The sequence below is a fragment of the Lutibacter sp. HS1-25 genome, from assembly GCF_004121075.1.
GTDB lineage: Bacteria > Bacteroidota > Bacteroidia > Flavobacteriales > Flavobacteriaceae > Lutibacter.
In genome coordinates this window covers 1-23891 of sequence record NZ_RHLN01000136.1, presented here as the reverse complement: position 1 = coordinate 23891, position 23891 = coordinate 1, and the positions used below count along the sequence as shown (strand labels likewise).

At 27.6% G+C, this 23891-nt stretch carries 24 protein-coding genes, 1 tRNA gene and 1 riboswitch; of the genes, 10 read left to right on the top strand and 15 right to left on the bottom strand.

Annotated features, from left to right (window positions below):
• Nucleotides 1-3 precede the first annotated feature (3 nt).
• The 5 genes from EC396_RS13305 (at nt 4) to EC396_RS13285 (ending at nt 4316) form a co-directional block, all read left to right on the top strand.
• Nucleotides 4-1575 (top strand): phage/plasmid primase, P4 family, encoded by a 1572-nt coding sequence (locus tag EC396_RS13305; protein WP_129367087.1) that lies wholly within the window; start codon nt 4-6, stop codon nt 1573-1575.
• A gap of 1 nt (nt 1576) precedes the next feature.
• The gene (locus EC396_RS13300) at nt 1577-2677 is read left to right on the top strand and encodes a DUF6371 domain-containing protein (protein ID WP_129367086.1); all 1101 of its coding nucleotides are present in this window, start codon (nt 1577-1579) and stop codon (nt 2675-2677) included.
• A 53-nt stretch (nt 2678-2730) separates the two neighbouring features.
• Nucleotides 2731-3336, top strand: coding sequence for a hypothetical protein (locus tag EC396_RS13295; RefSeq protein WP_129367085.1), 606 nt, complete (start codon nt 2731-2733; stop codon nt 3334-3336).
• A gap of 176 nt (nt 3337-3512) precedes the next feature.
• A complete protein-coding gene (locus tag EC396_RS13290) occupies nt 3513-3752 on the top strand; it encodes a hypothetical protein (protein ID WP_129367084.1) in 240 nt (79 codons plus the stop codon).
• A 138-nt stretch (nt 3753-3890) separates the two neighbouring features.
• Nucleotides 3891-4316 carry a hypothetical protein gene (locus EC396_RS13285; protein ID WP_129367083.1) on the top strand — a complete coding sequence of 142 codons (426 nt, stop codon included), beginning with the start codon at nt 3891-3893 and terminating at the stop codon, nt 4314-4316.
• Nucleotides 4317-4803: 487 nt separating this feature from the next.
• Here EC396_RS13285 and EC396_RS13280 read toward each other — a convergent pair.
• Nucleotides 4804-4877 (bottom strand) — tRNA-Ala (locus tag EC396_RS13280).
• Between the two features lie 495 nt (nt 4878-5372).
• Between EC396_RS13280 and EC396_RS13275 the strand changes: the two genes are divergently transcribed.
• From EC396_RS13275 to EC396_RS13260, 4 genes are all read left to right on the top strand, one after another.
• A complete protein-coding gene (locus EC396_RS13275; RefSeq protein WP_129367082.1) occupies nt 5373-6683 on the top strand; it encodes a phage integrase SAM-like domain-containing protein in 1311 nt (436 codons plus the stop codon).
• A gap of 375 nt (nt 6684-7058) precedes the next feature.
• Nucleotides 7059-7346 (top strand): helix-turn-helix domain-containing protein, encoded by a 288-nt coding sequence (locus tag EC396_RS13270; RefSeq protein WP_129367081.1) that lies wholly within the window; start codon nt 7059-7061, stop codon nt 7344-7346.
• Nucleotides 7347-7393: 47 nt separating this feature from the next.
• Nucleotides 7394-7487: riboswitch (SAM-I-IV-variant riboswitch) on the top strand.
• 45 nt (nt 7488-7532) lie between these two features.
• Nucleotides 7533-7832, top strand: coding sequence for a hypothetical protein (locus EC396_RS13265; RefSeq protein ID WP_129367080.1), 300 nt, complete (start codon nt 7533-7535; stop codon nt 7830-7832).
• Nucleotides 7825-9033, top strand: a complete 1209-nt coding sequence (locus tag EC396_RS13260; protein ID WP_129367079.1) for a BT4734/BF3469 family protein — start codon at nt 7825-7827, stop codon at nt 9031-9033. The genes EC396_RS13265 and EC396_RS13260 overlap by 8 nt, the downstream gene beginning before the upstream one ends.
• A 128-nt stretch (nt 9034-9161) precedes the next feature.
• Here the strand turns inward: EC396_RS13260 and EC396_RS13255 are convergent, their stop codons facing one another.
• From EC396_RS13255 to EC396_RS13195, 14 genes are all read right to left on the bottom strand, one after another.
• The gene (locus tag EC396_RS13255) at nt 9162-10253 is read right to left on the bottom strand and encodes a hypothetical protein (RefSeq protein ID WP_129367078.1); all 1092 of its coding nucleotides are present in this window, start codon (nt 10251-10253) and stop codon (nt 9162-9164) included.
• A gap of 294 nt (nt 10254-10547) precedes the next feature.
• Nucleotides 10548-11105 (bottom strand): M23 family metallopeptidase, encoded by a 558-nt coding sequence (locus EC396_RS13250; RefSeq protein WP_129367077.1) that lies wholly within the window; start codon nt 11103-11105, stop codon nt 10548-10550.
• Nucleotides 11106-11333: 228 nt separating this feature from the next.
• Nucleotides 11334-12686, bottom strand: coding sequence for an MBOAT family protein (locus tag EC396_RS13245; RefSeq protein WP_129367076.1), 1353 nt, complete (start codon nt 12684-12686; stop codon nt 11334-11336).
• A complete protein-coding gene (locus EC396_RS13240) occupies nt 12683-14695 on the bottom strand; it encodes a PD40 domain-containing protein (RefSeq protein WP_129367075.1) in 2013 nt (670 codons plus the stop codon). Before EC396_RS13240 ends, EC396_RS13245 begins: the two co-directional genes overlap by 4 nt.
• Nucleotides 14688-15827, bottom strand: a complete 1140-nt coding sequence (gene hxsC, locus EC396_RS13235; RefSeq protein ID WP_164975301.1) for a His-Xaa-Ser system radical SAM maturase HxsC — start codon at nt 15825-15827, stop codon at nt 14688-14690. The genes EC396_RS13240 and hxsC overlap by 8 nt, the downstream gene beginning before the upstream one ends.
• A complete protein-coding gene (gene hxsB, locus EC396_RS13230) occupies nt 15802-17250 on the bottom strand; it encodes a His-Xaa-Ser system radical SAM maturase HxsB (protein ID WP_129367073.1) in 1449 nt (482 codons plus the stop codon). Before hxsB ends, hxsC begins: the two co-directional genes overlap by 26 nt.
• On the bottom strand, nt 17247-17600 hold the full coding sequence (gene hxsD / locus EC396_RS13225; RefSeq protein WP_129367072.1) for a His-Xaa-Ser system protein HxsD: 354 nt from the start codon (nt 17598-17600) through the stop codon (nt 17247-17249). Before hxsD ends, hxsB begins: the two co-directional genes overlap by 4 nt.
• 5 nt (nt 17601-17605) lie before the next feature.
• Nucleotides 17606-18283 (bottom strand): hypothetical protein, encoded by a 678-nt coding sequence (locus EC396_RS13220; protein ID WP_129367071.1) that lies wholly within the window; start codon nt 18281-18283, stop codon nt 17606-17608.
• Nucleotides 18284-18302: 19 nt separating this feature from the next.
• Nucleotides 18303-18626, bottom strand: coding sequence for a hypothetical protein (locus tag EC396_RS13215; protein ID WP_129367070.1), 324 nt, complete (start codon nt 18624-18626; stop codon nt 18303-18305).
• Between the two features lie 2 nt (nt 18627-18628).
• Nucleotides 18629-18778, bottom strand: coding sequence for a DUF5989 family protein (locus tag EC396_RS18300; RefSeq protein WP_370276501.1), 150 nt, complete (start codon nt 18776-18778; stop codon nt 18629-18631).
• A 6-nt stretch (nt 18779-18784) separates the two neighbouring features.
• The gene (locus EC396_RS13210) at nt 18785-20563 is read right to left on the bottom strand and encodes a carbamoyltransferase N-terminal domain-containing protein (RefSeq protein WP_129367069.1); all 1779 of its coding nucleotides are present in this window, start codon (nt 20561-20563) and stop codon (nt 18785-18787) included.
• Between the two features lie 67 nt (nt 20564-20630).
• A complete protein-coding gene (locus EC396_RS13205; protein ID WP_129367068.1) occupies nt 20631-20834 on the bottom strand; it encodes a hypothetical protein in 204 nt (67 codons plus the stop codon).
• 5 nt (nt 20835-20839) lie between these two features.
• On the bottom strand, nt 20840-21619 hold the full coding sequence (locus EC396_RS13200; RefSeq protein ID WP_129367067.1) for an ion transporter: 780 nt from the start codon (nt 21617-21619) through the stop codon (nt 20840-20842).
• A gap of 145 nt (nt 21620-21764) precedes the next feature.
• Nucleotides 21765-22670, bottom strand: a complete 906-nt coding sequence (locus tag EC396_RS13195; RefSeq protein ID WP_129367066.1) for a hypothetical protein — start codon at nt 22668-22670, stop codon at nt 21765-21767.
• A 781-nt stretch (nt 22671-23451) separates the two neighbouring features.
• Here EC396_RS13195 and EC396_RS13190 point away from each other — a divergent pair.
• The gene (locus tag EC396_RS13190; RefSeq protein WP_129365076.1) at nt 23452-23805 is read left to right on the top strand and encodes a transposase family protein; all 354 of its coding nucleotides are present in this window, start codon (nt 23452-23454) and stop codon (nt 23803-23805) included.
• The last annotated feature ends 86 nt before the right edge of the window (nt 23806-23891 follow it).

Sequence of the window (23891 nt, the reverse complement as noted above, 5' to 3'; positions counted from 1 at the left end):
GCTATGGGTACAGAAAATTTAAAAAATAGTATCACAAATGAAGTTTCTCAACTTCTAAATAACATTGAGCCATATCATAAAACAACTGATGACATTTTACAGGAACTTACTAAAAGTATTAGTAAAATAGATTTTGAAATTTTAGCGTTTCCCGACATTGAAACTGTACACAATGAAATTGAAAGTTTAAAACCATTTGTTTACAATGAAGACGGTACAATTAACAAAGATAATAAAGCCGAAGTGATAAAGTACAACCGCTTAAAAAAGAAGTTAAACGGTTACAAACTCACAAAGAACCATTATTTAATCCTTTGCATTGAACAACTGATTAAAATTGCCGAAGTCAATAAATGGGGACTTTGCAAAAAAAACGGCTTTATTTATTTGTATAATGGTAGTTATTGGATTGAAATAGACAAAGAGCGTTTTCAATTCTTTTTAGGTAATGTAGCTTTAAAAATGGGTGTTGAAAAATTCAAAGGTAAAATTCACACGTTCAAAGAAGACCTATTTAAGCAGTTTATGGCAGATGCTTATTTGCCAACACCTAAACAAAAAAATAATACTGTTTTAATTAATTTACAAAACGGAACTTTTGAGATAACACCAACAAAAAGAGAGTTAAGAGGTTTTAAACAAAAAGACTTTATTACCCACCAGCTACCATTTGAGTACGAACCCGAAGCAAACGCACAACTATTTCAAAAGTATTTAGATGAGGTTTTACCCGATCCAAATAAACAAAAAGTATTTGCAGAATACTGCGGTTACATTTTCATAAAACCAAGTGTTTTAAAACTTGAAAAAATGTTAATACTCTATGGAACTGGAGCAAATGGCAAAAGCGTATTTTTTGAGATACTTAACGCCCTTTTAGGCAATGAAAACATTAGCAACTATGCACTACAAAGTTTGACCAATGAAAATGGTTATTACAGAGCAAAAATAGGCAACAAGCTGGTAAACTATGCCAGCGAAATAAACGGAAAATTAGAAACTGACGTTTTTAAATTAATGGCATCAGGCGAACCAATAGAAGCACGCTTGCCCTATGGCGACCCTTTTATTTTAACCGAATACGCAAAGTTAATTTTTAATTGTAATGAACTACCAAAGGACGTGGAACATACAAACGCTTATTTTAGACGGTTTTTAATTATTGGTTTTACCGAAACCATACCCGATGACAAACAAGACAAACAACTTGCAAATAAAATAATTCAAAGCGAATTGTCAGGTGTATTTAATTGGATTTTAAAAGGACTTGACAGGGTACTGGAACAAAAGAAATTTAGTAAATGTGAAGCCATAGACAATGCCCGAAGTGATTACGAAAAGCAAAGTGATAGTGTACAATTATTCATTAGTGAATTTGATTATCAAAAGTCAACAGATGAATATACTTTAATTTCTGAATTATACCCACCTTATAAAACGTTTTGTATTGAAGACGGATACAGACCCGTAGGCAAAAGTAAATTTATACAAAGATTGAACCATTATAAAATATTTGTTAAGCGTTTAAACGTTGGCAATGTAGCTTATATAACCACCAATATAAGACATTTTTAATATGGAAAACTTTAAATATACTTTTGATAAGAGTAGTAAAAAGTTTATTTGTCCGAGTTGTAATAAAAAAACGTTTGTTTTATATGTAGATACGGAAACAGGCAACTATTTAACTGATGACTTTGGCAAATGTGACAGGGAGCAAAACTGTAACTATCATAAAGCACCTCCAAAGGGCAAAAAATGCTTTTTAATAGACGTTTTATCAATAAAGGACATAACAGACAAGGCAATTAAAATAACCGATACAAACGGCTTTATTTCGATTATTCCTAAATCACAAGTACTGGAGCAATCTAAAAATAACTGTTGGGTAACTGAATGGTTTTTAAAAACCTCAACTATAAACTATTTAACAAATGAAAGTAAATATTTCAATAGTGATGAGGTTATAAATGTTATTTCAAATAAAGAACCACCACCAACAAAAGAACCCAGTTACCATAGTTTGGAATTATTAGAAAATATGTATAAAATTAATCCTAAAACCGATAATTTAAGCAAATTTTTAAATTCAAAGTTTTCTAAAGATGAGGTTTTTGATGCTACAAATAAGTACTTTATTACAGGTACAAACTACTTTTGGAACAATGCAACAGTATTTTGGCAAATAGATGACAAAGAGCAAATTCACGCTGGTAAAATAATGCTTTATGATAGTGTAACGGGTAAAAGAATTAAAGAACCTCACAATCATATTAACTGGATACATAAAGCCATTAAAGAACCTAATTTCAACCTTAATCAATGTTTATTTGGTTTATTTAGAGTAACTGAAGACTATCAAAAAACCATTGCCATAGTTGAAAGCGAAAAAACCGCAATTGTAATGAGTATTTTTATACCTGAATTTATTTGGTTGGCAACAGGTAGTAAACAAAATTTGAAGTTTGATTTATTGAAACCTATCAAAAAAAGAAATATTGTTTTGTTTCCCGACAAAGGCGAATATTTAAACTGGTTAAGCACCTCAAATGAACTAAACAAATTAGGTTTTAAAATTGCAGTTAGTGAATTTATAGAGCAAACCAAATATAAAAATGGTTTTGATTTGGCAGATTTTTATTTGGATTTAAAAAAAACCATTTACGGTTATCCGTAAAAAAAGTTATTTTAAATATGTTATATTAGATTCTTAATTTAAAAATTGTAAAAATGAAAAATGTATTAATTTTTCTTGGAATAATTATAATCTTTTTCGGCTGTTCAGATGAAAGCGATAATTCTGATATAATTGATTTAAAATATTCTTATGAAATAAAAAAGATTTTGGGTTCAAAAGTCAGTGCAGAGTCAAATATTGCTCCAAATCACTTATCCGTCCTTAAACAATTTAGTTATACAATTGATACTTTGGAAATCAACCTTAATGGTTCTAATGCGGGTTCATTTGCATTTAAAATTGAGTCTTCTGCTAATATTGATATTGTGACGCCAGCAAGGAATATTAAACCTCACGTGAACTATATTAAATTTATTAAATTAGCTACAAACTGGGAAAATAATAAGACAAAACATATTTTTTTAACTGACAAATATAATTCGCCAAAATTATTTTTCAGTTATTCAGAATGCAATATAGACTTATCATCTTATCCTGAACTCTTTATTAATAATCCAAATCAACCAACTTATACAATATTAGAAATTAAACCTAAAATTGGTAATGATACAGAAGTTTTAGAAACTGAAAATGATTATTCAGTTGGTCAAGAAATTACTTATAATAGTGTAAGATATGTTGTTTTATCAAAATCATAATTTAAATAGAATTCTAAAAAATAAAAAAGAGGGCAACCAATAACGGAAACCCTCTTTTTTTGTTCAAATAGTTTCACACAGGCAATGCGGAAAACCTCAACAAATATAATCATAAATAATAACTATCAATAATATTTATTATATTTGTTTTATCTATAATATACAAATTTAGACAAATGGCAAACGGTATAAAAACAAGTGGGCGAACTATTGGAACGTTAAACAAAACCACAAAAGAAATTAGAACCGTATTAAAAGACGTTATCAATAAAGAATTAACAAATATTGCTACTTTGCTCGCTAAACTTGAACCAAAGGAACGTGTAGAACTGATTATTAAATTAATTCCTTATGTATTGTCAAAGGTTGAAAGTGTAAACTATTCTTTAGGTGAACCAATGGATTGGGATTTATAATTTTGATTAATCAAATAATATCAATTTTAGTAAACCGTAAAAGAAACCAACACAACGAAAATAAATACATTATGACATAAATCATCTTATTTTTTATTTGTGCAATTTATATTTGAATCTAAAATTAAAAAAATAACTATGAAAAAAATAATATTCTTAATAGTATTGAGTATTGGACTTACTTCAAACTCACAGGAAATCAAATTAGATACTTCAAAATCAATTTACACATCAACAGGCGGTTGGCACGACATAGTTGAATATGATAATGGTGAAATAATTTTCTTCTTTAAGGAAATGGAATACAATCACGATTATCAATCTATGAGGTTTTTAAATAAAGATAAATTTAATTTGTTTTTAGAATATTTGATTAAAGTTGATGAAACGAAAGACAATGTAGCAATAACCAATATAAATGAATATTATCCACAAACGGGCGGGATTTTATACGTTATGAAAAGTGGGAATGCAACAACAGTAATAATTGAAAATATTATCGAATACAGAACTTTAATAAGAAAGGGGTTAGCAAGTAAAATTTATAAAAAAATAAATGAATAATACGTGAAATAACTTATTAAACATTGTAAATTAAATATAAGTTGAGGTGTTTTCTATTTTGATTAATCAAACTTATTTCAATTATTAGTTAACTAATGTTTTACAGATTCTTAACTAAAATAATCGTTATCAATCTTTTGTTTAAACTGAATTATAACTGATTCTTATTTTGATTAATCAATTTATTTCAATATTTAATTAATTAATCTTTTTTTAATTAAGTGTAAAAAGTGTAAAATATGAAGCCGAAACAAAACACTTTATTTTTCACTAAAAAATCATTAATGAATTTTGATTGAATTTAATTATTTTTTATAAATTTATCAAATAGAGTTTTCATAGGCTCTATATCTTTTTCATAGCAATTTTTAACCGTCTTAAATATCCAAAATAAGACGGTTTTTTATTGACAATACAAAAATCGTACAAATTATAAAAAATAAAAACCGTAATAAGCTGATAAACAAACTTTTACAGTTTTTAAAAGTGGAGAAGATGGGGCTCGAACCCACGACCTCTTGACTGCCAGTCAAGCACTCTAGCCAACTGAGCTACATCCCCGTTTTAACTATACCACAAAAGTAACTAAAAATCCATCTCAATTATGAATAATAATATTTTTTTGAAATTAATATTTTTTTAAATCAAACAAAATTACTTTTCAGGCTCAAAACATGCTTTCCTTAATAGGAAAATCTTGAATTATATCTTCGTAAAGAAATGATTGGAATTTTATCTAATTTGATCCCACCAAAATATCTAATAATTTGGCTAAAAAAACAAAACCTCCTAAACAATTAAGTTTAGAAGGTTTTTACAAAATTTTTGTTGACCCACAAGGACAACGAATATTTTACCAAATTTCACTTAATTTTCCTTCAATTTCCTTATGCACTATCGCCTTAAAGCTTATTTAGTAAAGGTCTATAGTGTTTTTATAATTAAACAAAGAGTACTCAAAACTAAACTAATAAAATATAAAGTGACACAAAAAGTGACACAAAAAATTAAATATGTGTCACTTTTTTTCTATATTTGTTTTATAATTTCTTACATATGGGAACTTTAACTTACAAATTAAGAAAAAGCACTGGGAAAACTGCTGTTATCCAAATATTTTTTAACTATGGACAAAAGAAAAGGTTTAGATACTCTACTGGCTTAATTATTCAGGACACAAAGAACTGGAGCCCTAAAGATATGAGAATTAAAAATGTTGCTTTGGAGTTAAACAGACATATAATAAATGAAAAGTTAGATGACCTACAGAGCAAACTTAATACTGCTTATAAAAAATTAACTATTGAAGAATCAAAAACACCATCCGACAAATTCTTTAAAGATTTTTGTGATGAGTATTTCAACAAAAAAACAATAGTAGATAAGAGAATTCCTGAGCTCTTGCCATTTTATTTATGGTATATTGAAAATTATACTACCAAACCACTATCATCAATAGGTTACCCTTTAAGGAAGAATACTATTAAAACCTATAAATCTGCCTATAAACTTTTATTGAAATATAATAAACAGGGTAATGATGTTAATTATAGTAGCATAAATTTTGATTTTTACAATGACTATATAGGATGGCTTCAAGAGGAAGATTATTCAACGAATTATATAGGGAATCAAATCAAGACTCTTAAAACTATGATGAATTCAAGTTATGAATTTGGCTATCATAAAAACTTAGAGCATACTAAAAGATACTTTAAAAAACCAAAAGAGGATTCTTTCTCTATTTACTTAACTGTTTCAGAACTTAAAAAAATTGAAGAATGTGATTTTTCCAATTTCAAACCTAAAATTGTCAACAAAACTTTAAAAATAACTCCTGAATTATTAAACACATCAAGAGATTTATTTTTGATATCTGCAAATACATCGCTCAAAATTAGTGATATTAAAAGACTCAATGAAAAAAATATTATTGGGAATAGCAATGGAAGAAAATATCTACAGATTACTACAAAGAAAACAGATAAGCCACTTTCCCTTCCCTTAAACTCCACAGTACTAAATATTTTAGATAAGCGTAAAGGGAGCTTCCCTAAATCCATTCCTCCTCAACATATTAATTATGCTTTAAAAGAAATAGGTGAATTAGCAGAAATTAATGAAGTTATTCTTAAAAAAATGACGATTGGAGGAGAAACGCTCTATAAAGAATATAAAAAATATGAATTGATAACAAATCACACCGCTAGAAGGTCGATGATAACTAATGCATACTTGGCAAAAGTCCCTGTAGAAGACATTAGACAACTAAGTGGGCATTCTTCCCCAAAAGTATTTGAATCTTATTTAAGGTTAAGTGGGCTAGAAAGAGCTGAAAAAATTGGTGAACACCCTTTCTTTTCTTAGTCAAAAAAAGCTTCAAAAAAGTAAACTTTTTACACCAAATCATCCTCAACTAGAAGAAAAAGACCCATTTCTATATTAGTTAATTTAGATTAGGTCAAAATCACGTTAAAAAGCGTTAAAAAAAATTGCTTTTTATGTTAAATAAATGTTAAAAAAAGACTAAATTAACTAGTTTAAAAGCTAAAATTTTCTTTATCAATGAGTTAACTATTTTCGTATTAGCTAATCTGAATAACTCTCATTATCAATCACTTACCTATTGTTTTTTAATTTTTTTTTTAGACATATTGCAATATAAGATTTAGGAATGCATTCACATCTTAATATTAGTAGACCAATAAAAGGTCTTAAGTGTTTAATTTAAAATAATAAAAGATGAAAACAATACAAATAGAAAATGCTACTCTTCAAGAAATGTTAGATGGCATTAAATTAATAGTAAATAGCTCAATTCAAAATTCAATAATGAATGAGTCAAAAAATGATGAACTATTAACCAGAGAAGAAACTTCAAAGTTTTTAAGAGTTAGCTACCCTACTTTAAATAGTTGGGCTAAAAAGAAAATACTTATTCCCCTAAGTCTTGGAACTAGAATTTACTATAGAAAAGACGAAGTTATAAAGTCTATGAAGCCAATTTATAATATAAACCTTAAAAACTAATAGCTTAAAAAACGTTAATATTCTTATTAAGGTGTAATTTACAAACTTAAAAGCATCAGGAACACTATTGTGTACCAACCGAGTTAAAAGCTAACCACGGTGGTTTAGAATGCGGACAACCTGTCAAAATAAAGGCTTATCCTAAGGGTTTCTTTCCTGGTGTTTTAATCCTTAAAACACAAAACAATGTCAAAAACACATAAAATAGTTAAAAAAGAACTTAAAAAGGAATTTTTAGGAATCGGTGAAGTGAAAGGCTACAAATTCACTCAAATTCGCCAGACAAGTCAAGCATTCATCTACGAAGTATCATTCGGTGAGGGTAAACACTACGAGGTGTTTAAAAGACGCATAAATAGTCGATTTGGCTGTGTCTCTTATCCTTCCAGTAAGGGATTTGGAATTTGGGCATGGACTTATAATGAATTAGATAAAGCTATAGAAAAGTTTAATCAACTAAACGGAAAGGAGGCTCAAAATGATTAATAGCTTTCAATGTATTAAAAACTCGGGCAATGTTCTTTCTTCAATTAAGATTGAGGATTTCTTATCATACGTTAAAGAAGGAAATGAATCTCTTCCTTATATCTTGGAAGCCAGAAGTAAATTTCCAAACGATAAAAGTAGCTACTATATAATAAAAACTACTAAAATTCCTTGCTACACTCTTAACTTCACATTCAATAAAAAGAAAAGTAATGAAACTATCAATTCTAATACTGGTTTTATATATCTCGATTATGATAAAAGTATTGAGATTGATACTTCTAATCAATTAATATTTGCTACTTGGCTTTCACTATCTGGAACAGGGAGAGGTATTCTTGTTAAAGTTGATAGCTTAACCCTTGAGAATTTTAAATACACTTATCAGAGTATTTCTAAAGAACTCAACATTGAAACTGACCATCAAGCTTGTAAGGCTACTCAATCCAATGTTTTATCCTACGACCCTAACATCTATATTAATTATGATTCAAGGGTATGGGTAGCTAATGATACTCAAATTAATAAAAAGTACCAACATAGTAATATTAAAATAGAAAAAGAAACTATATGTACTGTAATAGGCTATACAGGAACAAAAGTCCGTTATGACAATCTTAATGAAATAACAAAAAACATTGATTTCAATGGAGAAGCTATCTATTGTTTTGAACAAAAAATACAGTACGCAAAATGTTTTCTCCCTATAGGAAAGATTAAAGTTACAACAAGAAATAAAATACTTTCTAGTTATGCTTACCAATTAAAAGCATTAAACCCTTTAATTAAAGAAATAGACCTTTGGAAAATTATAACATACATCAATAATACTAGGTGTGAAATTCAATACCCTAAAAATGAGCTTGATGTAATAGTAAAATCAATTATGAGTAAAGGAAAAATAGAACCAAAATTAAATGCTACTAGAAGATTTTTTTATAATCCTGATTATGATTTAAGTGTAAAAAAAAGAAGACAACTTTCTATAAAAGCTATTAATTTTGAAAAAACCCAAAATTCAATAAAAAGAATTGAGCAGATAGTAAATGAATGGGATTTTAAAAAAGATGGTAAAATTACTCAAAAAGGAATTAAAGCTAAGGGTGGCGGGTGTCTTAATACTATAAAAAAATACTATCATTTATTTAAGAAGGAAATAAATGAGTTTAACAAATTTGAACAGTTAAAACTAATGGATTAACATGTGGTATAATGCTAATATGTACTTTAAGTGAGTTTTCACATAACGAAAATCTTTAGTAACCTTTACTACCTCTCCCTCTTTATGCTTGTTCTCAGCAATTAAAACATATTGAATATAAACAACCTTTAAAAACCATAAGTTAATCTATCAATAGTATAGCTGCCATCCTGAGGATTAAAATTAATGATGTTTTTATATGCTGTATCCGTACAAATAAATAATGATGGTAATGGAGTATTTAGAGCTACTTGGTTAGAATTTAAATTTGTAATTACAATAGACATATTATCCAAATAAGCCCCTTTTAAGTTAAGACTTGGGTTATCTGGATTAAATTGAGCCAGATGAATTGTCACTTCCAGATTATTCTTAAGCATTCCAGTTTTAGAATGATTGTAAGACGTTCCTTCAAATCCTTCAGCTCCCTCAAAAATTAAATCATTATCATCAAATTTATAATTTAGTTCATAATAAAAATAAGGTGCTTGAACATTACAACTATTTATATAGCCTGTTATTTGTAATTCAACTTTATATGTTAATTTTGAAGTTGTGAAACTTTCTTCATTGCCATATGTAGTTCCGTTTTCATTGGTTGTATAAGCTCTTACATAGTATTTTGTGTTTTCTGACAACCCAGTTAATTCAGAATTAAAATTTCCAATTCCAGAACCATCTACAGTTTTGAAGTCATCAATCGTAGGATTTTCTGATGCACTCCAACACACACCTCTACTAATAATATTAGCACCTCCATCATAAGTTATTATACCTCCACTTTTAGCGCTATTGCTTGTGACATTATCAATATTCTTTGTCGTAATAACTATATTTCCAATTTCTGTTTTAAATTCTACTACATTACCATAGTAAACACCTGTTGGATTTACAAAAAAGGTTCTCACGTAATGTTTTGTGTTTGGTTCTAAATAACTAAGATTTGCAGAAATATTCTTACCTATTCTCTCAGCAACTTTATCCTCATCATCTTCAATTTTTGGAAAACGAATCCTATCAGAATAAACAAGCCCTTGTGATGTAGTTGTTGACTCGCAAGTTGGGGGTAATATAACACCAGAAACTACAGCACTATTACTTGTTATTTCAGTAACTTCATTAGTTGTTAAATCAGGAGTGGGTGAACAAGACGTTTCATCCCCGTCACCAGAACACGAAAATAATACAATTAGAGTAAAAAAATAAAACAACTTTCTCATAGCATTAAGTTTAAATTATTAGGTTCTACGAATTTACAAAATAATTTAAAAATTTCGTAAAATTTGTTTGTAATGCTTTAAACCACCCCCAAAAAGGAGGTGGTAAAAATTGCTATGAAAAAGATGTAGGAAAAATAACCTACAAGTCAAATTTAATAAAATATTTTATTTAAAATAATTATAAAAAATAATGTTTTAAACTCAATACCAAACACTCAGAGAGTTTTTATAAAAATATTGATACATTATATCTCTGTAAATTTTAACAGTCTCAAATACTCAATATGAGCTGTGCTATTTCTTTACTTTTCTATGAGCTTTTATAAAGGAAGTAGGATTTAAATACCCCATCGTAAACCAAGAATAACCGCCACCAATTCCCATATTTGTAAAGCTTCTTATTTCAAAATGTAGGTGAGCTAAATATTGCCCATTGTTTGTTCCTATAGTTCCAATGATTTGACCTTTTTTAACAAAAGTATTAGGCTTTATTAATATCTTATCTAAATGAGCGTAAATGGACTCGTATTGCTTTCCATTAGGTAGCTCGTGTATTATTCTTATTACATTTCCCCAGCCACCTTTTAATTTTTTAGCTGATTTTACAAAACCATTAGATATCGCAAATACGGGGTCGTTCAAATCGGTATTACCTCCGCCATTTCCATTCAAATCGCTACCTAAATGATTATTTTTACCAAATGGTTGTGCATCGTAGTATCCTTTAGCATTAGGCTTACCAACTGGGTAATCAAAACCATCAGAAATGTAATCTGGATTTGTAGGAATAACTTCATTGCATCCTATTAGGATTGGCACTCCAATTATTAGGATTAGTCTCCACCTTATCATAAAACGTTGAAAATTGATATTATATAAAGATCCATATTTTGAAAAAAGTATAGTACTTTGATAGCTTTTTCAAAAAATTTAACTTAGCTTAATTTAAAACATTACTACCAACTATATTTTATTTAATTTTAACAACTTATTAAGACCCTCTTTCAACCTCACTATTTAAAATATTAACATTTTAAATAAACTCTCGAATTTTCAATAAATCAAAAAAGACAAAACGTATTAAAACCTAAAATAAACAAACTCTTTATTGCCCAAAAAACCGAATAATATTATTAAAACAATCAAAATATCAAAAAGGAAATAATTTAATACTAGCATCATTCTTTTACCTTGTGCATTAAAATTGTATATGTACCGAAATTCATTAATATTTAAATAAATTGCTAAAATCAAAATTTGCAGGACTATTAAATTATTTATAACAAAAACTTTTAAATAGGAAAAAGAATTTTCCCAAGAACCGAAAATCAAATTTAACAATACATTTTTAATTTGATCTAAACTATTGTAGTAGAAAAATAACCACCCAAATGATATCAGAAAAAAAACAACAATAGTACTTATAGTTTTATTCTTAATTTTAATATATCGATTTAACATATCTTCTACTAGATAAATGATACCATTATAAACTCCCCAAAGTAAAAAATTATAAGTTGGCCCGTGCCAAACCCCACTTACCGAAAAAACAATTAAAATCACGATACTTTTATTCTTTGATTTACTACCTCCAAGAGGTATATATAAATAATCCTTGAACCAAGTTGAGAGTGAAATATGCCATCTATGCCAAAAGTCTTTAATTGATTTTGCTAAAAAAGGTAATCTAAAATTCTGATTTAATTTAATACCAAATATATTTGCCAAACCAACAGCTATATTTGTATATCCATGAAAGTCAAAATAAATTTGAAAGTAAAATAAAATAAGCCCTGTTATTTTTGAAATATTAAAATTATCATTTAACAATAAAAAAGTCACATCATTTAGATTATCTGAAACAACAATTTTAAGAAAATAACCATAAACAATTTGCTTTAAACCTAAAATAATTTGCCCATTTGATGGAAACGGAAGTCTTGTAATTTGAGGAATAAGATTTTTTCCCCTTTCAATTGGCCCAGCAACAAGTTGAGGAAAAAAACTAATGTATAGCAGAAAAACTATTATTTTCTTTTCAGGAAGTAATTTACCCCTATAAACATCTACGAGATAACTTATTGCTTGAAAAGAATAAAATGATATACCTAAAGGCAATAAAATTTTATCCGCAGAATTTGTGAAATTAAAATATAGCTGAAGTTTAAAAAAAGCTATAAAAAAAATAATTAAAGCTATACCAATGAAAGTTAATAAGAATCTGCTTTTTTTACGATAAATTAAAATTCCAAAAATAAATGAAATCAAAGAAATTACTAATAATAACCAAAAAAAACGAAAATCGAAAAAAACATAGAAGGTATAACTAGCTAAAAGAAAAATTAATTGCCTTTGTCTTACTCTTCTAAAAACTAAATTTAAAATCAATACGACAATGGCAACTAACAAAAAAATCTTTGAAGTAAATATCATTGATTTTTATCAATAAAATAGATCCCATTATGTGTAAGATAATCCGCTGCATAAAATATTTTACAACCATCTTTCGAATAGGACGGATCCCATTCATCACCTAACGAAAATGTTAAACGTTCAGTCTTTCTAGAATTTAAATTATATTCAAATAAGTCCCAGTTCCCAGAGTAGTATGCTGAATATACAATTTTATCACTATTAAAGGAAAAATTTGGATCCCACTCGTCATATGGAGAATTTGTCAAATTTATTTCTTCTTTCGTTAACAAGTCATATAAATAAACATCAAACTGACCTTGATTCCTTTTTGAAATATAGACTAAGTATTTATTATCACTTGAAAAAACTGGTCGCCAACTTTCATAATTATTAGAAGTTATAAATTCCTTATTTTTGGATTTAATATCCTTGATTACAATTTGAGGTAAAGAAAAAACTCCTAACGAGTCAACATAATATTCTGCATAACATATTTTACTTCCATCAGAAGAAAACCAAGGAATTGCTCCAAATATATTTTCTTCAGAAGTAACACACTCTCTATTAAATCCATTTAGATCACTAATAATTACCTCTGTATTAAACTCACTTTGATCTCCTTGAGTAAAACACAATTTATTTAACGTGCTCGAAAAATTAGGATGAGATTCATCTATATTATTAAAAGTAATTCTAGTTTTGTTTTCCAATAAACTATCACCGATAAACAACTCCATATTACCGTCTCTATAAGATTGATAAATTATTCCCTTATTGGCAGAATATTCGTTTGGATACCTATTACCAATAAATTGATTCCCAATAGATGATGGTAATTTTGAACTATCTCTCTTTTTAATAAACTTATCAATTTCATTAGCCAGCAATTGATGCCCTTTTTCATTCAAATGTTCATCAAATGAATAAAAAGGAAATTCTTGAGAAGTTTTAAAAGGTATTAATAAATCAATAAGTTCAATCCCTAAAGAATCACAAATTTTATTCATCATCATATTTGGCTTTTCCATATCAAAAGAATTTTTAGACAGATTAAAACTATCAATAACTTCATCAAAATATTTTGATGATATTTGTTCTTTTGTTGGAATTAGGATAATTATCAATTCCGAATTATTTTTCAATGTTTCATCCTTAAACCACTTGATATATTTTAATACATTCAGGCTATCTTTCCTTTTATTATCTGATGAGGGCTTATAAAAAATATTATATAATTCATTATTTTCATTCGAATTAAAAAAAGGCTCTGTCCATCTTCCTAGAGGCAATTCTGTGGGATTTTCATATTTAAAACCCCACAGGAGCCAACGTACAAAATTTGATTTTTGCATTAAATAATCTGAAATATCATATTCCCTTTTTTCTACCTTCATGAAATCATTAAAATTACAGATTTGAAGAAAAACTTTTTTAGAACCTAAATCTTTCCCTTTATTTCTATAGTAATAGTACTCCTCAGGCAATCCAAATCCACTAATTCCCGAATTAATAATAATTTTATTTGGGTTTTTTTCAAACAATCTGGAACTATATAATTTATCAAAATTCACTTGAGCACCCTGAGTATATGAATCGCCAATAAATAACCAATCACACTTATCAATTGTTATTTCTGGATTTATATGTTCTTCAATTCTATAACCTTGTTTATTTGTTATATAATTTACAGTAAACTCTTTATCCTCAAATTTCTCTTTCAAAAATGGTTTATTAAAATAATAATCTCCCTTAAGATCATATAAATCCTTAATAATGTATTCTGAAAAATTTGTATTAAATATTAACTCTGCACTAACGAAAAGAAATCCAATAAATAATAAATTAATATAAAAGAATATTACGTTATCGTTTTTCGTGACTTTTTTTACAATGACTCCAAAAATAATTGACAAAATCGTTACAGAAAAACTAAGTAATAAATTACGTGTTAAAGCCCATAAAATAATGGGATTTGAAAAAAATATTATAAATAAAAGCTCGGTGGTTTTAATCTTTCCCCTATTCATTATACTTTTTTTCTAAAATTGGATTAATATTATTGTATTTCAACCTTGATGTTCTAAAAAAACCACCGCAAATATTTACTTCCTCACATAACTTACAATCATTTGAGTATTCTTGTTTCCAATCGGAAATTGATTTTACTGAAAAAGGCCATAATTTTCTATGAACAAGACATAAAGGTAAATTATAAATAGATGTATTAATTTTCATTGAATTTAAAAACAAAACAGCTTCTTTTAATTGATCCATATAAACATCGGGGTTCACTTTAATCAATTCAGAATTGACAACTGCAAATCCTGTATACTCTACCCCCATAAAAGCAACATGTTCAACAAAAGGATAATTCATGAAAATGTACTTTGCTAACTTGGGTAACCTTTCATAGTTTAACTTTGTTATTACAATTCTAATTTCAATATTCAACCCAAATCTCGCTGCATTATGTAGACCGATAGCTGTTTGATAAAAAGCATTTTTTGCTTGAACTACATAGTCATGTATTGTAGCAATATCAGAATACAATGGAATTCCAAAAGTTGCGAGTTTATTTATATCCAAAGAAAGCCTTGATACATAGTTTTTATCGAAGAATTTTCTTCCATTAGATAATATATGAACACGGGTGTTCGGAAACTCGAGCTTTAATCTTTTTAAGATTAAATTTAACTTTTCACCTAATAAAGTAGGTTCTCCCCCACTAATACCAATAACCTCAATATCCTTAGGAATAAGACTTAATATTTCATTATTTATTTTATAGAAATACTCAATATCATCAACATTTTTTGGTGGTTGGGAACACATCAAACAAGAACTATTACATTGATCTGTTACAAATAATAAATTATCATTTGACCCATGTTTAAAGAGTATTTTTACTCCACCTCTTTTTTCAATTTTGATAATATCTAATTTAGAAACTGACAACTTTGAGAACTTCTTAGGTCTAATAAAATAATCACTAAAAACAAAATTTTCACTAGTAACTTCAATTTTAATTAAAAACCCCTCTTTGTTTTTTAATGTAATACTATGTAAGTCTATATCTTCTACGACTCCAATAATGTAGCTCTTTGCAATCATATTAAAGGTCTCAATTATAATTTTAAATCCATGATCTAAATATTTCATTTTCATTATTCCTACCATCATTAATTAAATTAATTATATGTGATATAATTGATTTGTTCTTGAAACAATGATTTGAAGTTGGTCTATAACCTACCGTATCTCCTTGTGAAACATAATTTCTGATTGGGTCTGCACCACAATAAACTTGAAAAGCGCATTCAGAACACCCTGGTAAAGCCTCTAAAGAACCGTTTTCAGAAATTTCCTTAGCCTTTTCGCCATAAAATAGATCATTATAATTATCTGAAATTTTTCCTAATCTGAATGAATAATCTCCACTTTCGGCAAGCATCCTAGCCTCATCACTCGCATAAACATATCCATCATAATTATAAACAACCACACCATTAATAAGTCCTGAAGGTGATTGTAAATCTACAAAGCCTATAGGAAAAGGTGTAAGTATCTTTTTTAAAATAAGAGCCGTGTAATCTTCAACAAAATAAACTCCTTCATTATTTAACTTTATAATATAGTCTAAAGCTATCTTAAAAAATTCAACAAATTTTTCTGTTTCATATTCATTCTTATTTTTATTTTTTGCGGCAAATCCATATGGACTTATAGCTCTAAGAAATATATGATTAAACCCATTTTCTATATAACTATCAATAATTTCCTTAGGATGATTTAAAGCCATCCTTGTTGTTGTCATTAGGGCTGAAATTCTATCAAGTGGAATTCGTTTTTTAGCAAAATTTAATGCATTCACAACGCTTTCATAACTCGGCCCATTTGATCGTAATCTATTTTCATCATGAATATTTTTGGGACCATCCAAAGATGTTGATATTAAAATATCATTATCTAAGCAATATGTTAATATTTCATCATTAACCAAAGTTAAATTAGTACATATTACATAATTGATTTTTTTGTTATGTATTTTATTCAACTTTTTCACTCTTTCAATGGAATATTTTATTTTATTAAAAACTAACAATGGCTCTCCCCCCTGAAACTCCATAGTAATAGCTACTGACGGAGTTTTAAACATGAGATTAATTGATAAATCAATATTTTCATACTGCATATCAAAAAGCTCATTTTTTTCGTTTTTCCTTGAAACTTGACAATAATGACAAAGATGATTACATCTTAATGTTAAAACAAAAATATGTAGGCCTGTAAAATTATCGATGAACGATTTTTTAGTTCTGTATCTATTTGCTAATAAATTTAAGAGTGCAGGAATAGGTTCTTTCGAAATAAAATAATTTGAAATTAATTCACCAAAAAAATTAGATTTAACATCAATTTGTCTATTTACTATTTTGCTCGCAGTTCCAATATCACAAATTAAATAATCCCCAACCTCATTAATTAAAATTTCTTTTTCCTGATTAATCCTTTCAAACCTAAATGGTAATAGGTAATAATACCCATTTGAAGATTTTAATTTGTTTGGGATTCCTTTTTTCATCTGTCAACTGGAGAGGTAAAAATGATATCTTCTTCCTCATCAGATAAATTTGAGAAGGCTTTAGCAATAATTAGCTCTCTAACACTTTTTGTTTCTTTAGTGACAATATCTCTTGTTTTAAAATCTATCAAATCTTGCTTTATCTTAAGCCTTAATTTATTGAACATCACCTCATCTATTATTCCCTCCTTCTTTTCTATCAAGATCTCAACAAAATCTTCTTTTTTACAGATTTCAATAGAAAACAATTTCCCATACCAGTAAAAACATTTAAATATAATATCCATATTATAAATTGATGAATCAACTAAACATGTTATTAAATTTCTTTCTTTTGAATAGGTTATCATATCCGTTAATTACAAGTTATCTCTTTTATGAAATCCCCATCTGAAGATGCTGTAATAGTCAACTTTTTGAGATCATAAGACTTCCCTCCTTCAACAACTTGGCTATCATCTCCTCCCCAATAATAAGATTCAGATTCTGCGTAAAAGTATAAAATAGAATTCTTTGTGTTCAACACATAAACAGTTTCATATGGGGATATCAAATACCAAGCCTTTGTAACCCATTCATCACTTGAGGCGTCTTTAAATTGAACAAGAACCTTAATTTTTTCACTACAACTATTTTTAAATTTCACACGAATATAACTCAATGTAGATTTTTTAGTCCCATTTAAAGAATTTGATGGATTATATGTGCTTGGAGGCGTATAGCTGCTTGGAGGCGTATAGGGTCTGGTTGAACCAGAACCTGAACTTGAAGAGTAATGTGAACGATGTGAACTATGTGAACGATGTGAACGATGTGAATTATACTCCCAATCACCTAATTCATTTCGGGATAACATTAATTTTGGTGTCCAATTAAATTTTAAAGGATTTTCTAAATTATCATTTGAAGTTGTTTCATCTTTAGATTCTACCCCCTCATAATAAGTATCTATCCCCATTGCATTAGTTGAGATTATTGAGGAAACTGCACCAATAAGTGTGCTTTTAATTAATTTTTTAAAATCATCCGCCATTATGTCATTAACTTTTTAATTACCAAGGATTTAAGAAACACACCCTATTAATGGTAAATTTAATGTTTTTTTTGTTTTTTTTATTTCCATTTAAAAAATATCTTAAAAATTTTAATGGAAAAAACATAAAATAAAAAACCACACCTAATAATATTCCAAATATTACATCTTTAACAAAATTATTAACATCATCAATAAACATATTAAGTTCAAACAAATATTTTTTTGATATTAAAAAAAATGAGACAAAAACCAAACCTAAAAGAATAAAATAGTTATCTGCTACAACACTAATAATTATCAACCAAGTAGCTATTGAATAAATCCCTCTATACTTTTTCATACTTAAAATATTGAGTATATAAATGGTGCAACATATGAAACACTTAAAGCTGCTACAATAAGACTTATAAAAATCATAACAATAACTATAGGAATCAAATAGAATTTCTTTTTTTTAAACATAAATTTAAATATTTCTATAAAAGATTCCATAAAAAGTTACTTAGATATTATAAAGTTTTCAATTATTAAATAATCAATACCACTATTATTAAAGGTAAAAAAAACATCTTCAATATCTTCCACAATTGGCTGATTTTTTAAATTTAGACTTGTATTCACAAGAATTGGCGAACCTGACAACTCTTCATATTTTTTCAATAGCTCCCAAAATTTAGAATTATCTTTCTTCGATACTGTTTGTAACCTAGAAGTATAATCTACATGAGTCACACTAGCAAATTTAGAAGTTCTTATTAAAACTTTATTCTCAAAAGAAGTTTCATTTACATCAGAGATACATCTATATTTTGGGAGTATTTTTGTAACAAACTGCATGTACCTTGAATCTCCCATTTCAAAATAATTTAAAGCCTCCTCTTCAATAATTGAGGGGGCAAAGGGTCTAAAACTTTCTCGAAATTTAATTTGTGAATTTAATCTGCTTTTTCCATAAATTATGCTAGGATCTGCAAGAATACTTCTGTTACCTAATGCTCTTTCTCCAAATTCAGATCTATTTTGAAACCAAGCTACAATTTTCGCTTTAGTTAAAACATCACAAGTAAATTTTATTACATCCTCAAATTTATCAAAATATTCAAAATCAATATTATTTTTGATTAAATATTTCTTTATCTCATTATTAGAAAATTCATTACCTAAATAAGGAGATATTTTAATTCTTTCTTTATTATTTAAATATAGATGCCAAATTGCAAGTAATGCTCCAATTGACGTTCCTGAGTCACCCGGCGCAAAAGGGACGCTAAAATTCTTAAATAATTTCAACTTACGAATATTACCCATTGCAACAGTATTAAGAGCAACGCCTCCTACTACAATTAGATTATCAGATCTTGACAATAACTTAACTTCCTCAACAAGTCTAATTAATAAACATTCCAATACAGTTTGTATAGCCAAAGCGAGATTACAATGAGATTGATTAATTTGTGATGTCTCCTCACGTTGCTTTAACGAAAATAAAAATTCAAATTTATTTATGTCAATCATACTTTCACCAAATTGAAATTGAAAATAATCTTGATTAAGTATAAAATAATTCCCTTCATTTTCAATTGATATTATATCACTATAAATCAATTCAATAAATTTTTTAGTTTCTTCAGAACTTTTATTTCCATAACCAGAAAGCCCCATTAATTTATACTCATCCGAATTCACTCGAAACCCTAAAAACTGAGTAAATGATGAATAAAGTAATCCTAATGAATGTGGATAAGCATATTCTTTTAATAATTTTAATTTATTTCTCTTACCCATAAATATGGATGTTGTTGCATTCTCTCCAACTGCATCAATAACAAGAATTGCGGATGATGTAAAATCGGTTGTAAAATAACCAAGGGCTGCGTGAGACAAATGATGAGACGAAAAAAGAATATCTGCTCTAAATTGGGTGTTATCTAATTTAGACAACTTCTTCGTTATAATTTTTTTAATAAATAATTTCTTAGTGGACCACTCTAAAATAACTTTTTTAAAATGCTTAAACCCCTTTGGGGCAAATGATATAAACGAATTTATAATTCGATCAAATTTAATTAAAGGCTTTTCATAATAAACAACAACATCAATATCTTTTATATTAATTTCAGTTTTATTTAAACAAAATTTTATTGCATTGATGGGAAAAGATGAATCATGTTTAATTTTTGTTAATCTCTCCTCTTGAATCCCAAATAAAACCTCACCATCTCTCAATATTGATGCGGAGGAATCATGAAAAAATGCAGTAATACCAAGAATTATCATGATCTTAAATTTAATTTATCTTTCAGATTCCTAAACAATGAGCCTACTCTTATAATTTGTAATTGACTTAATATATAACTTTAAAAACAAAAATTAATATTATAGGTAAAATCATAGCTACTAATATTCCCAAACAACCTTTCGATACTATTCTGCCAATTTTTTGGTCTCTACCGCTTTTTGTTAATGGGATACCTATTTTTCGTGAAATATTTGCTTTTGCACCAGAAATACCACTTAATCTTTTCCAAGAAAATCCACCTTTATTCATAATATTTAATTTTTATATTCAGTTCCACAATTGGGACATTTACATATTCTATTTTCTTTTCTATCTTTTTGAATTTTTTCAATAAAAGCAGAACTTATTATACCCGTTGGAAGTGCCACAAACCCAATACCAATCAATGCAATTATTGCACTTAAAATTTTCCCTATTCCTGTAATAGGATAAACATCTCCATAACCAACAGTTGTTAAAGTTGCAACAGCCCACCAAAACGAGTGACCAATACTTGCAAATTTTTCAGGTTGGACATCGTTTTCAAAATAGTACATAAGTGTAGAAGATAGTACTAATAATATAAAAGCTATGAAAAGAGTAATTGATAATTCTGACCTTGTTTCTTTTAAAACACTTGAAATTGTTTTAAGTGATTTTGAATATCTCCCAAGCTTAAATATTCTCAATAATCTAAACAATCTTAATATTCTTAAAATCCTCAAATCGAAAGGGAAAATGAAAGGAAGGTAAAAAGGTAAAATTGCAAACAAGTCAATTAGTCCAAATTTGGAAAAAATGAATTTTATTCTCTTTTGAAATGAATTTCCTTTATAAGAAGGGTCAAGATCTGATGTCCATAGCCTCAATACATATTCAATTGTGAAAACAATAACTGAGAACAATTCAAATGAATTAAAAAAATCTGAATAAGAGACTCTAAGTTCTTCATATGATTGTAAAATTAACGCTACAACATTTAATATAATTAATCCGTATATGAATTTTATGAAAATTGGATTATTATTAATAAAATCATAAACTTTCTTTTTCATGGGGTTATTCATTTTGATTTTTTTCAGTGACTAGTGCATAATGGGTTTTATAAGATTTGTTCGACTGGAAAATTGTTTGTTGAATATTTGTCAGTTTGTATTTAGTACAAGTTTGGACATAAATTTTAAGAGGTGTTATCATACGTTATTGTATTTTTTTCAACAGAACATAATCATTGTCAAAATCCTCAACTTTCAATGTTCTTTTTGCACTACAGATTCCTTCGCTATATTGAATTTCAGGATTTCCATAATCTTTCTTTCTTCTTTCAAAGCAACCTGTTTTTTTCATAACAATATAAACTATTTTTCCAACAAATATATCATCAGAAACTTGAAGCCCAAGATTAAACGGAATAGTTTTAGAATGTGCAAAATCATTTCCATAATCAGCATTATTTCCAAGATAAGAACCATAATCTTCCCATCTTCTAAATTCGTAACCAAGTGTTCCTATAAGTTCCAATTCTCCATTATTCATTTGATAAACTAAAACTGGGGGAAGAGAAGGGTTTTTAGTTTCTGAGGATATTGAAACTCTTGCTAAAATATGAATATTACCTCTTTGAGCGTCACGTAATCTGTATTCACTACCATAATCATCAAACGACCATCTTTTTCCTGTCCATATTTTATCAAATTGTAATGATAAGTCGTCAAATTTTACAGTAGAAACTGGTTTTAATATTTTGAATCCAAGAGCTTTTTTTCTTTCTTCTTCAATTCTTTTTTGCTCAACAATTTTGTCAATTTTTGCTATTTCATTAGATGCGATAGTTGCATCTTTTGTTCCTTTAAAATTATCGACAATTCCTTGAAATTCTATTTTTGCACCTTCTAAGTTGTTTTCTGATAATGATTTTTGAGCTCTTATAAATCTATTTTCAGCTGTATTTTTAATTTCTGTCAATTCAACCGAACAATTATTCAATTCTGCTTTTGTTTGTTCAAGTTCTATTTTTAATTCAGATAATTGCTTTTTGATTTCTTCATTGGAACATCCTATAAAAGTTGATATTCCTAAAGTTATTACAAGTAATTTTATTTTCATTCCAATAATGCTTTTTAAATATCTAAAATTCAGCTAAAATTTTCAATAGTAATTACGGATTTCCATAATATCATTAAGTTTTTTTTGTAATGTATTCTAACGGTTAATATATACTCTTTATCATTTTTATTACAAGGATAAACGTTTGTTTTTATTTTTTTATCGGTTTGTGAATTTCCGCAAATATGATTCTAAATAAGCTTAGTTCTTCAGTAAATTAGAACTTTGATTTTAGCAATTTTATTGTAGGAAACTTAAAGCCTATCAAATATAATATTATTGATTTATAAATACATTATTGATTTGTAATTTATAGATAATCTAAATAGCTGTTTTGTATTATTGATTAGTTAAGACATTTATTATTATTTTATGCTTTCAATATTATTTATGTATAAAATATCTCTTAACGGAAATTTAATATGTTCACACCATTCTCGACCTACATTAAATACCTCTATTTTAAGTCTGAAATAGCTTAAAATAAATAAGGTCGTTAGTTACAACGTATTACACATGTAGGGAAAGTTAGAATAAAAAAAATTATATAATTTTTTTTACTCTGACGAAAATTGGCAATGTGTAAAAAATTCTTTAACCACCCCCCACCATCAATTTGAAGAAGTCATTTTTTTCTCCACACCCCCAGCTTGATGTTTGATTTTAATTCGTTAAATATTGGTTTATGAATATTAAAGGATTATTAATACTATTATGGATCATTCTCAAAAGTTGTGTGTGAATTGAATTAAAATTATGATTTTTGTTTAAAAAATAAATTTTGGACAATTATCTAGACTTACTAAAACTCATACTCCCTGAGTTTTTAATCAACCACTTCTATCTGGTAAAGAACACCAAAAACGGTGAAGTAATGCATCTTTATTTTGAAGAGCGAAATATACCTCCAAAAGAGCAGGTTTCCAAAGTTCTAATAGCGCACGGTTTTCACAAAGAAGTAACAATCCAAGATTTTCCATTACGTGGAAACACGGTCTATCTACACATAAAACGACGTAGATGGCTGGACAAAACAACCAAGGAAGTTATTCAAAGAGATTGGAACTTAGTAGCACAGGGAACACGGATGACCACCGAGTTTGCTGCTTTTTTAAAAGAAATTAGTCAATACTAAGGCTTCTGATTGCCATACCATCGGCAGTTTCTATGGAGTTAATGGTAAAAAACTACAACGACAATATAAAGACTACTTAAGCGATT

Excerpts from the sequence above, each read along its gene's own strand:
- hxsC (WP_164975301.1), bottom strand. The coding sequence starts at position 15,827 with ATGAAATATTTAGATCATGGATTTAAAATTATAATTGAGACCTTTAAT.
- EC396_RS13240 (WP_129367075.1), bottom strand. The coding sequence starts at position 14,695 with ATGAATAGGGGAAAGATTAAAACCACCGAGCTTTTATTTATAATATTT.
- EC396_RS13260 (WP_129367079.1), top strand. The coding sequence starts at position 7,825 with ATGATTAATAGCTTTCAATGTATTAAAAACTCGGGCAATGTTCTTTCT.
- EC396_RS13285 (WP_129367083.1), top strand. The coding sequence starts at position 3,891 with ATGAAAAAAATAATATTCTTAATAGTATTGAGTATTGGACTTACTTCA.
- EC396_RS13290 (WP_129367084.1), top strand. The coding sequence starts at position 3,513 with ATGGCAAACGGTATAAAAACAAGTGGGCGAACTATTGGAACGTTAAAC.
- EC396_RS13205 (WP_129367068.1), bottom strand. The coding sequence starts at position 20,834 with ATGAATAAAGGTGGATTTTCTTGGAAAAGATTAAGTGGTATTTCTGGT.
- EC396_RS13195 (WP_129367066.1), bottom strand. The coding sequence starts at position 22,670 with ATGAAAATAAAATTACTTGTAATAACTTTAGGAATATCAACTTTTATA.
- hxsB (WP_129367073.1), bottom strand. The coding sequence starts at position 17,250 with ATGAAAAAAGGAATCCCAAACAAATTAAAATCTTCAAATGGGTATTAT.
- EC396_RS13305 (WP_129367087.1), top strand. The coding sequence starts at position 4 with ATGGGTACAGAAAATTTAAAAAATAGTATCACAAATGAAGTTTCTCAA.
- EC396_RS13220 (WP_129367071.1), bottom strand. The coding sequence starts at position 18,283 with ATGGCGGATGATTTTAAAAAATTAATTAAAAGCACACTTATTGGTGCA.
- EC396_RS18300 (WP_370276501.1), bottom strand. The coding sequence starts at position 18,778 with ATGGAATCTTTTATAGAAATATTTAAATTTATGTTTAAAAAAAAGAAA.
- EC396_RS13250 (WP_129367077.1), bottom strand. The coding sequence starts at position 11,105 with ATGATAAGGTGGAGACTAATCCTAATAATTGGAGTGCCAATCCTAATA.
- EC396_RS13295 (WP_129367085.1), top strand. The coding sequence starts at position 2,731 with ATGAAAAATGTATTAATTTTTCTTGGAATAATTATAATCTTTTTCGGC.
- EC396_RS13270 (WP_129367081.1), top strand. The coding sequence starts at position 7,059 with ATGAAAACAATACAAATAGAAAATGCTACTCTTCAAGAAATGTTAGAT.
- EC396_RS13300 (WP_129367086.1), top strand. The coding sequence starts at position 1,577 with ATGGAAAACTTTAAATATACTTTTGATAAGAGTAGTAAAAAGTTTATT.
- hxsD (WP_129367072.1), bottom strand. The coding sequence starts at position 17,600 with ATGATAACCTATTCAAAAGAAAGAAATTTAATAACATGTTTAGTTGAT.
- EC396_RS13265 (WP_129367080.1), top strand. The coding sequence starts at position 7,533 with ATGTCAAAAACACATAAAATAGTTAAAAAAGAACTTAAAAAGGAATTT.
- EC396_RS13210 (WP_129367069.1), bottom strand. The coding sequence starts at position 20,563 with ATGATAATTCTTGGTATTACTGCATTTTTTCATGATTCCTCCGCATCA.
- EC396_RS13245 (WP_129367076.1), bottom strand. The coding sequence starts at position 12,686 with ATGATATTTACTTCAAAGATTTTTTTGTTAGTTGCCATTGTCGTATTG.
- EC396_RS13215 (WP_129367070.1), bottom strand. The coding sequence starts at position 18,626 with ATGAAAAAGTATAGAGGGATTTATTCAATAGCTACTTGGTTGATAATT.
- EC396_RS13275 (WP_129367082.1), top strand. The coding sequence starts at position 5,373 with ATGGGAACTTTAACTTACAAATTAAGAAAAAGCACTGGGAAAACTGCT.
- EC396_RS13200 (WP_129367067.1), bottom strand. The coding sequence starts at position 21,619 with ATGAAAAAGAAAGTTTATGATTTTATTAATAATAATCCAATTTTCATA.
- EC396_RS13255 (WP_129367078.1), bottom strand. The coding sequence starts at position 10,253 with ATGAGAAAGTTGTTTTATTTTTTTACTCTAATTGTATTATTTTCGTGT.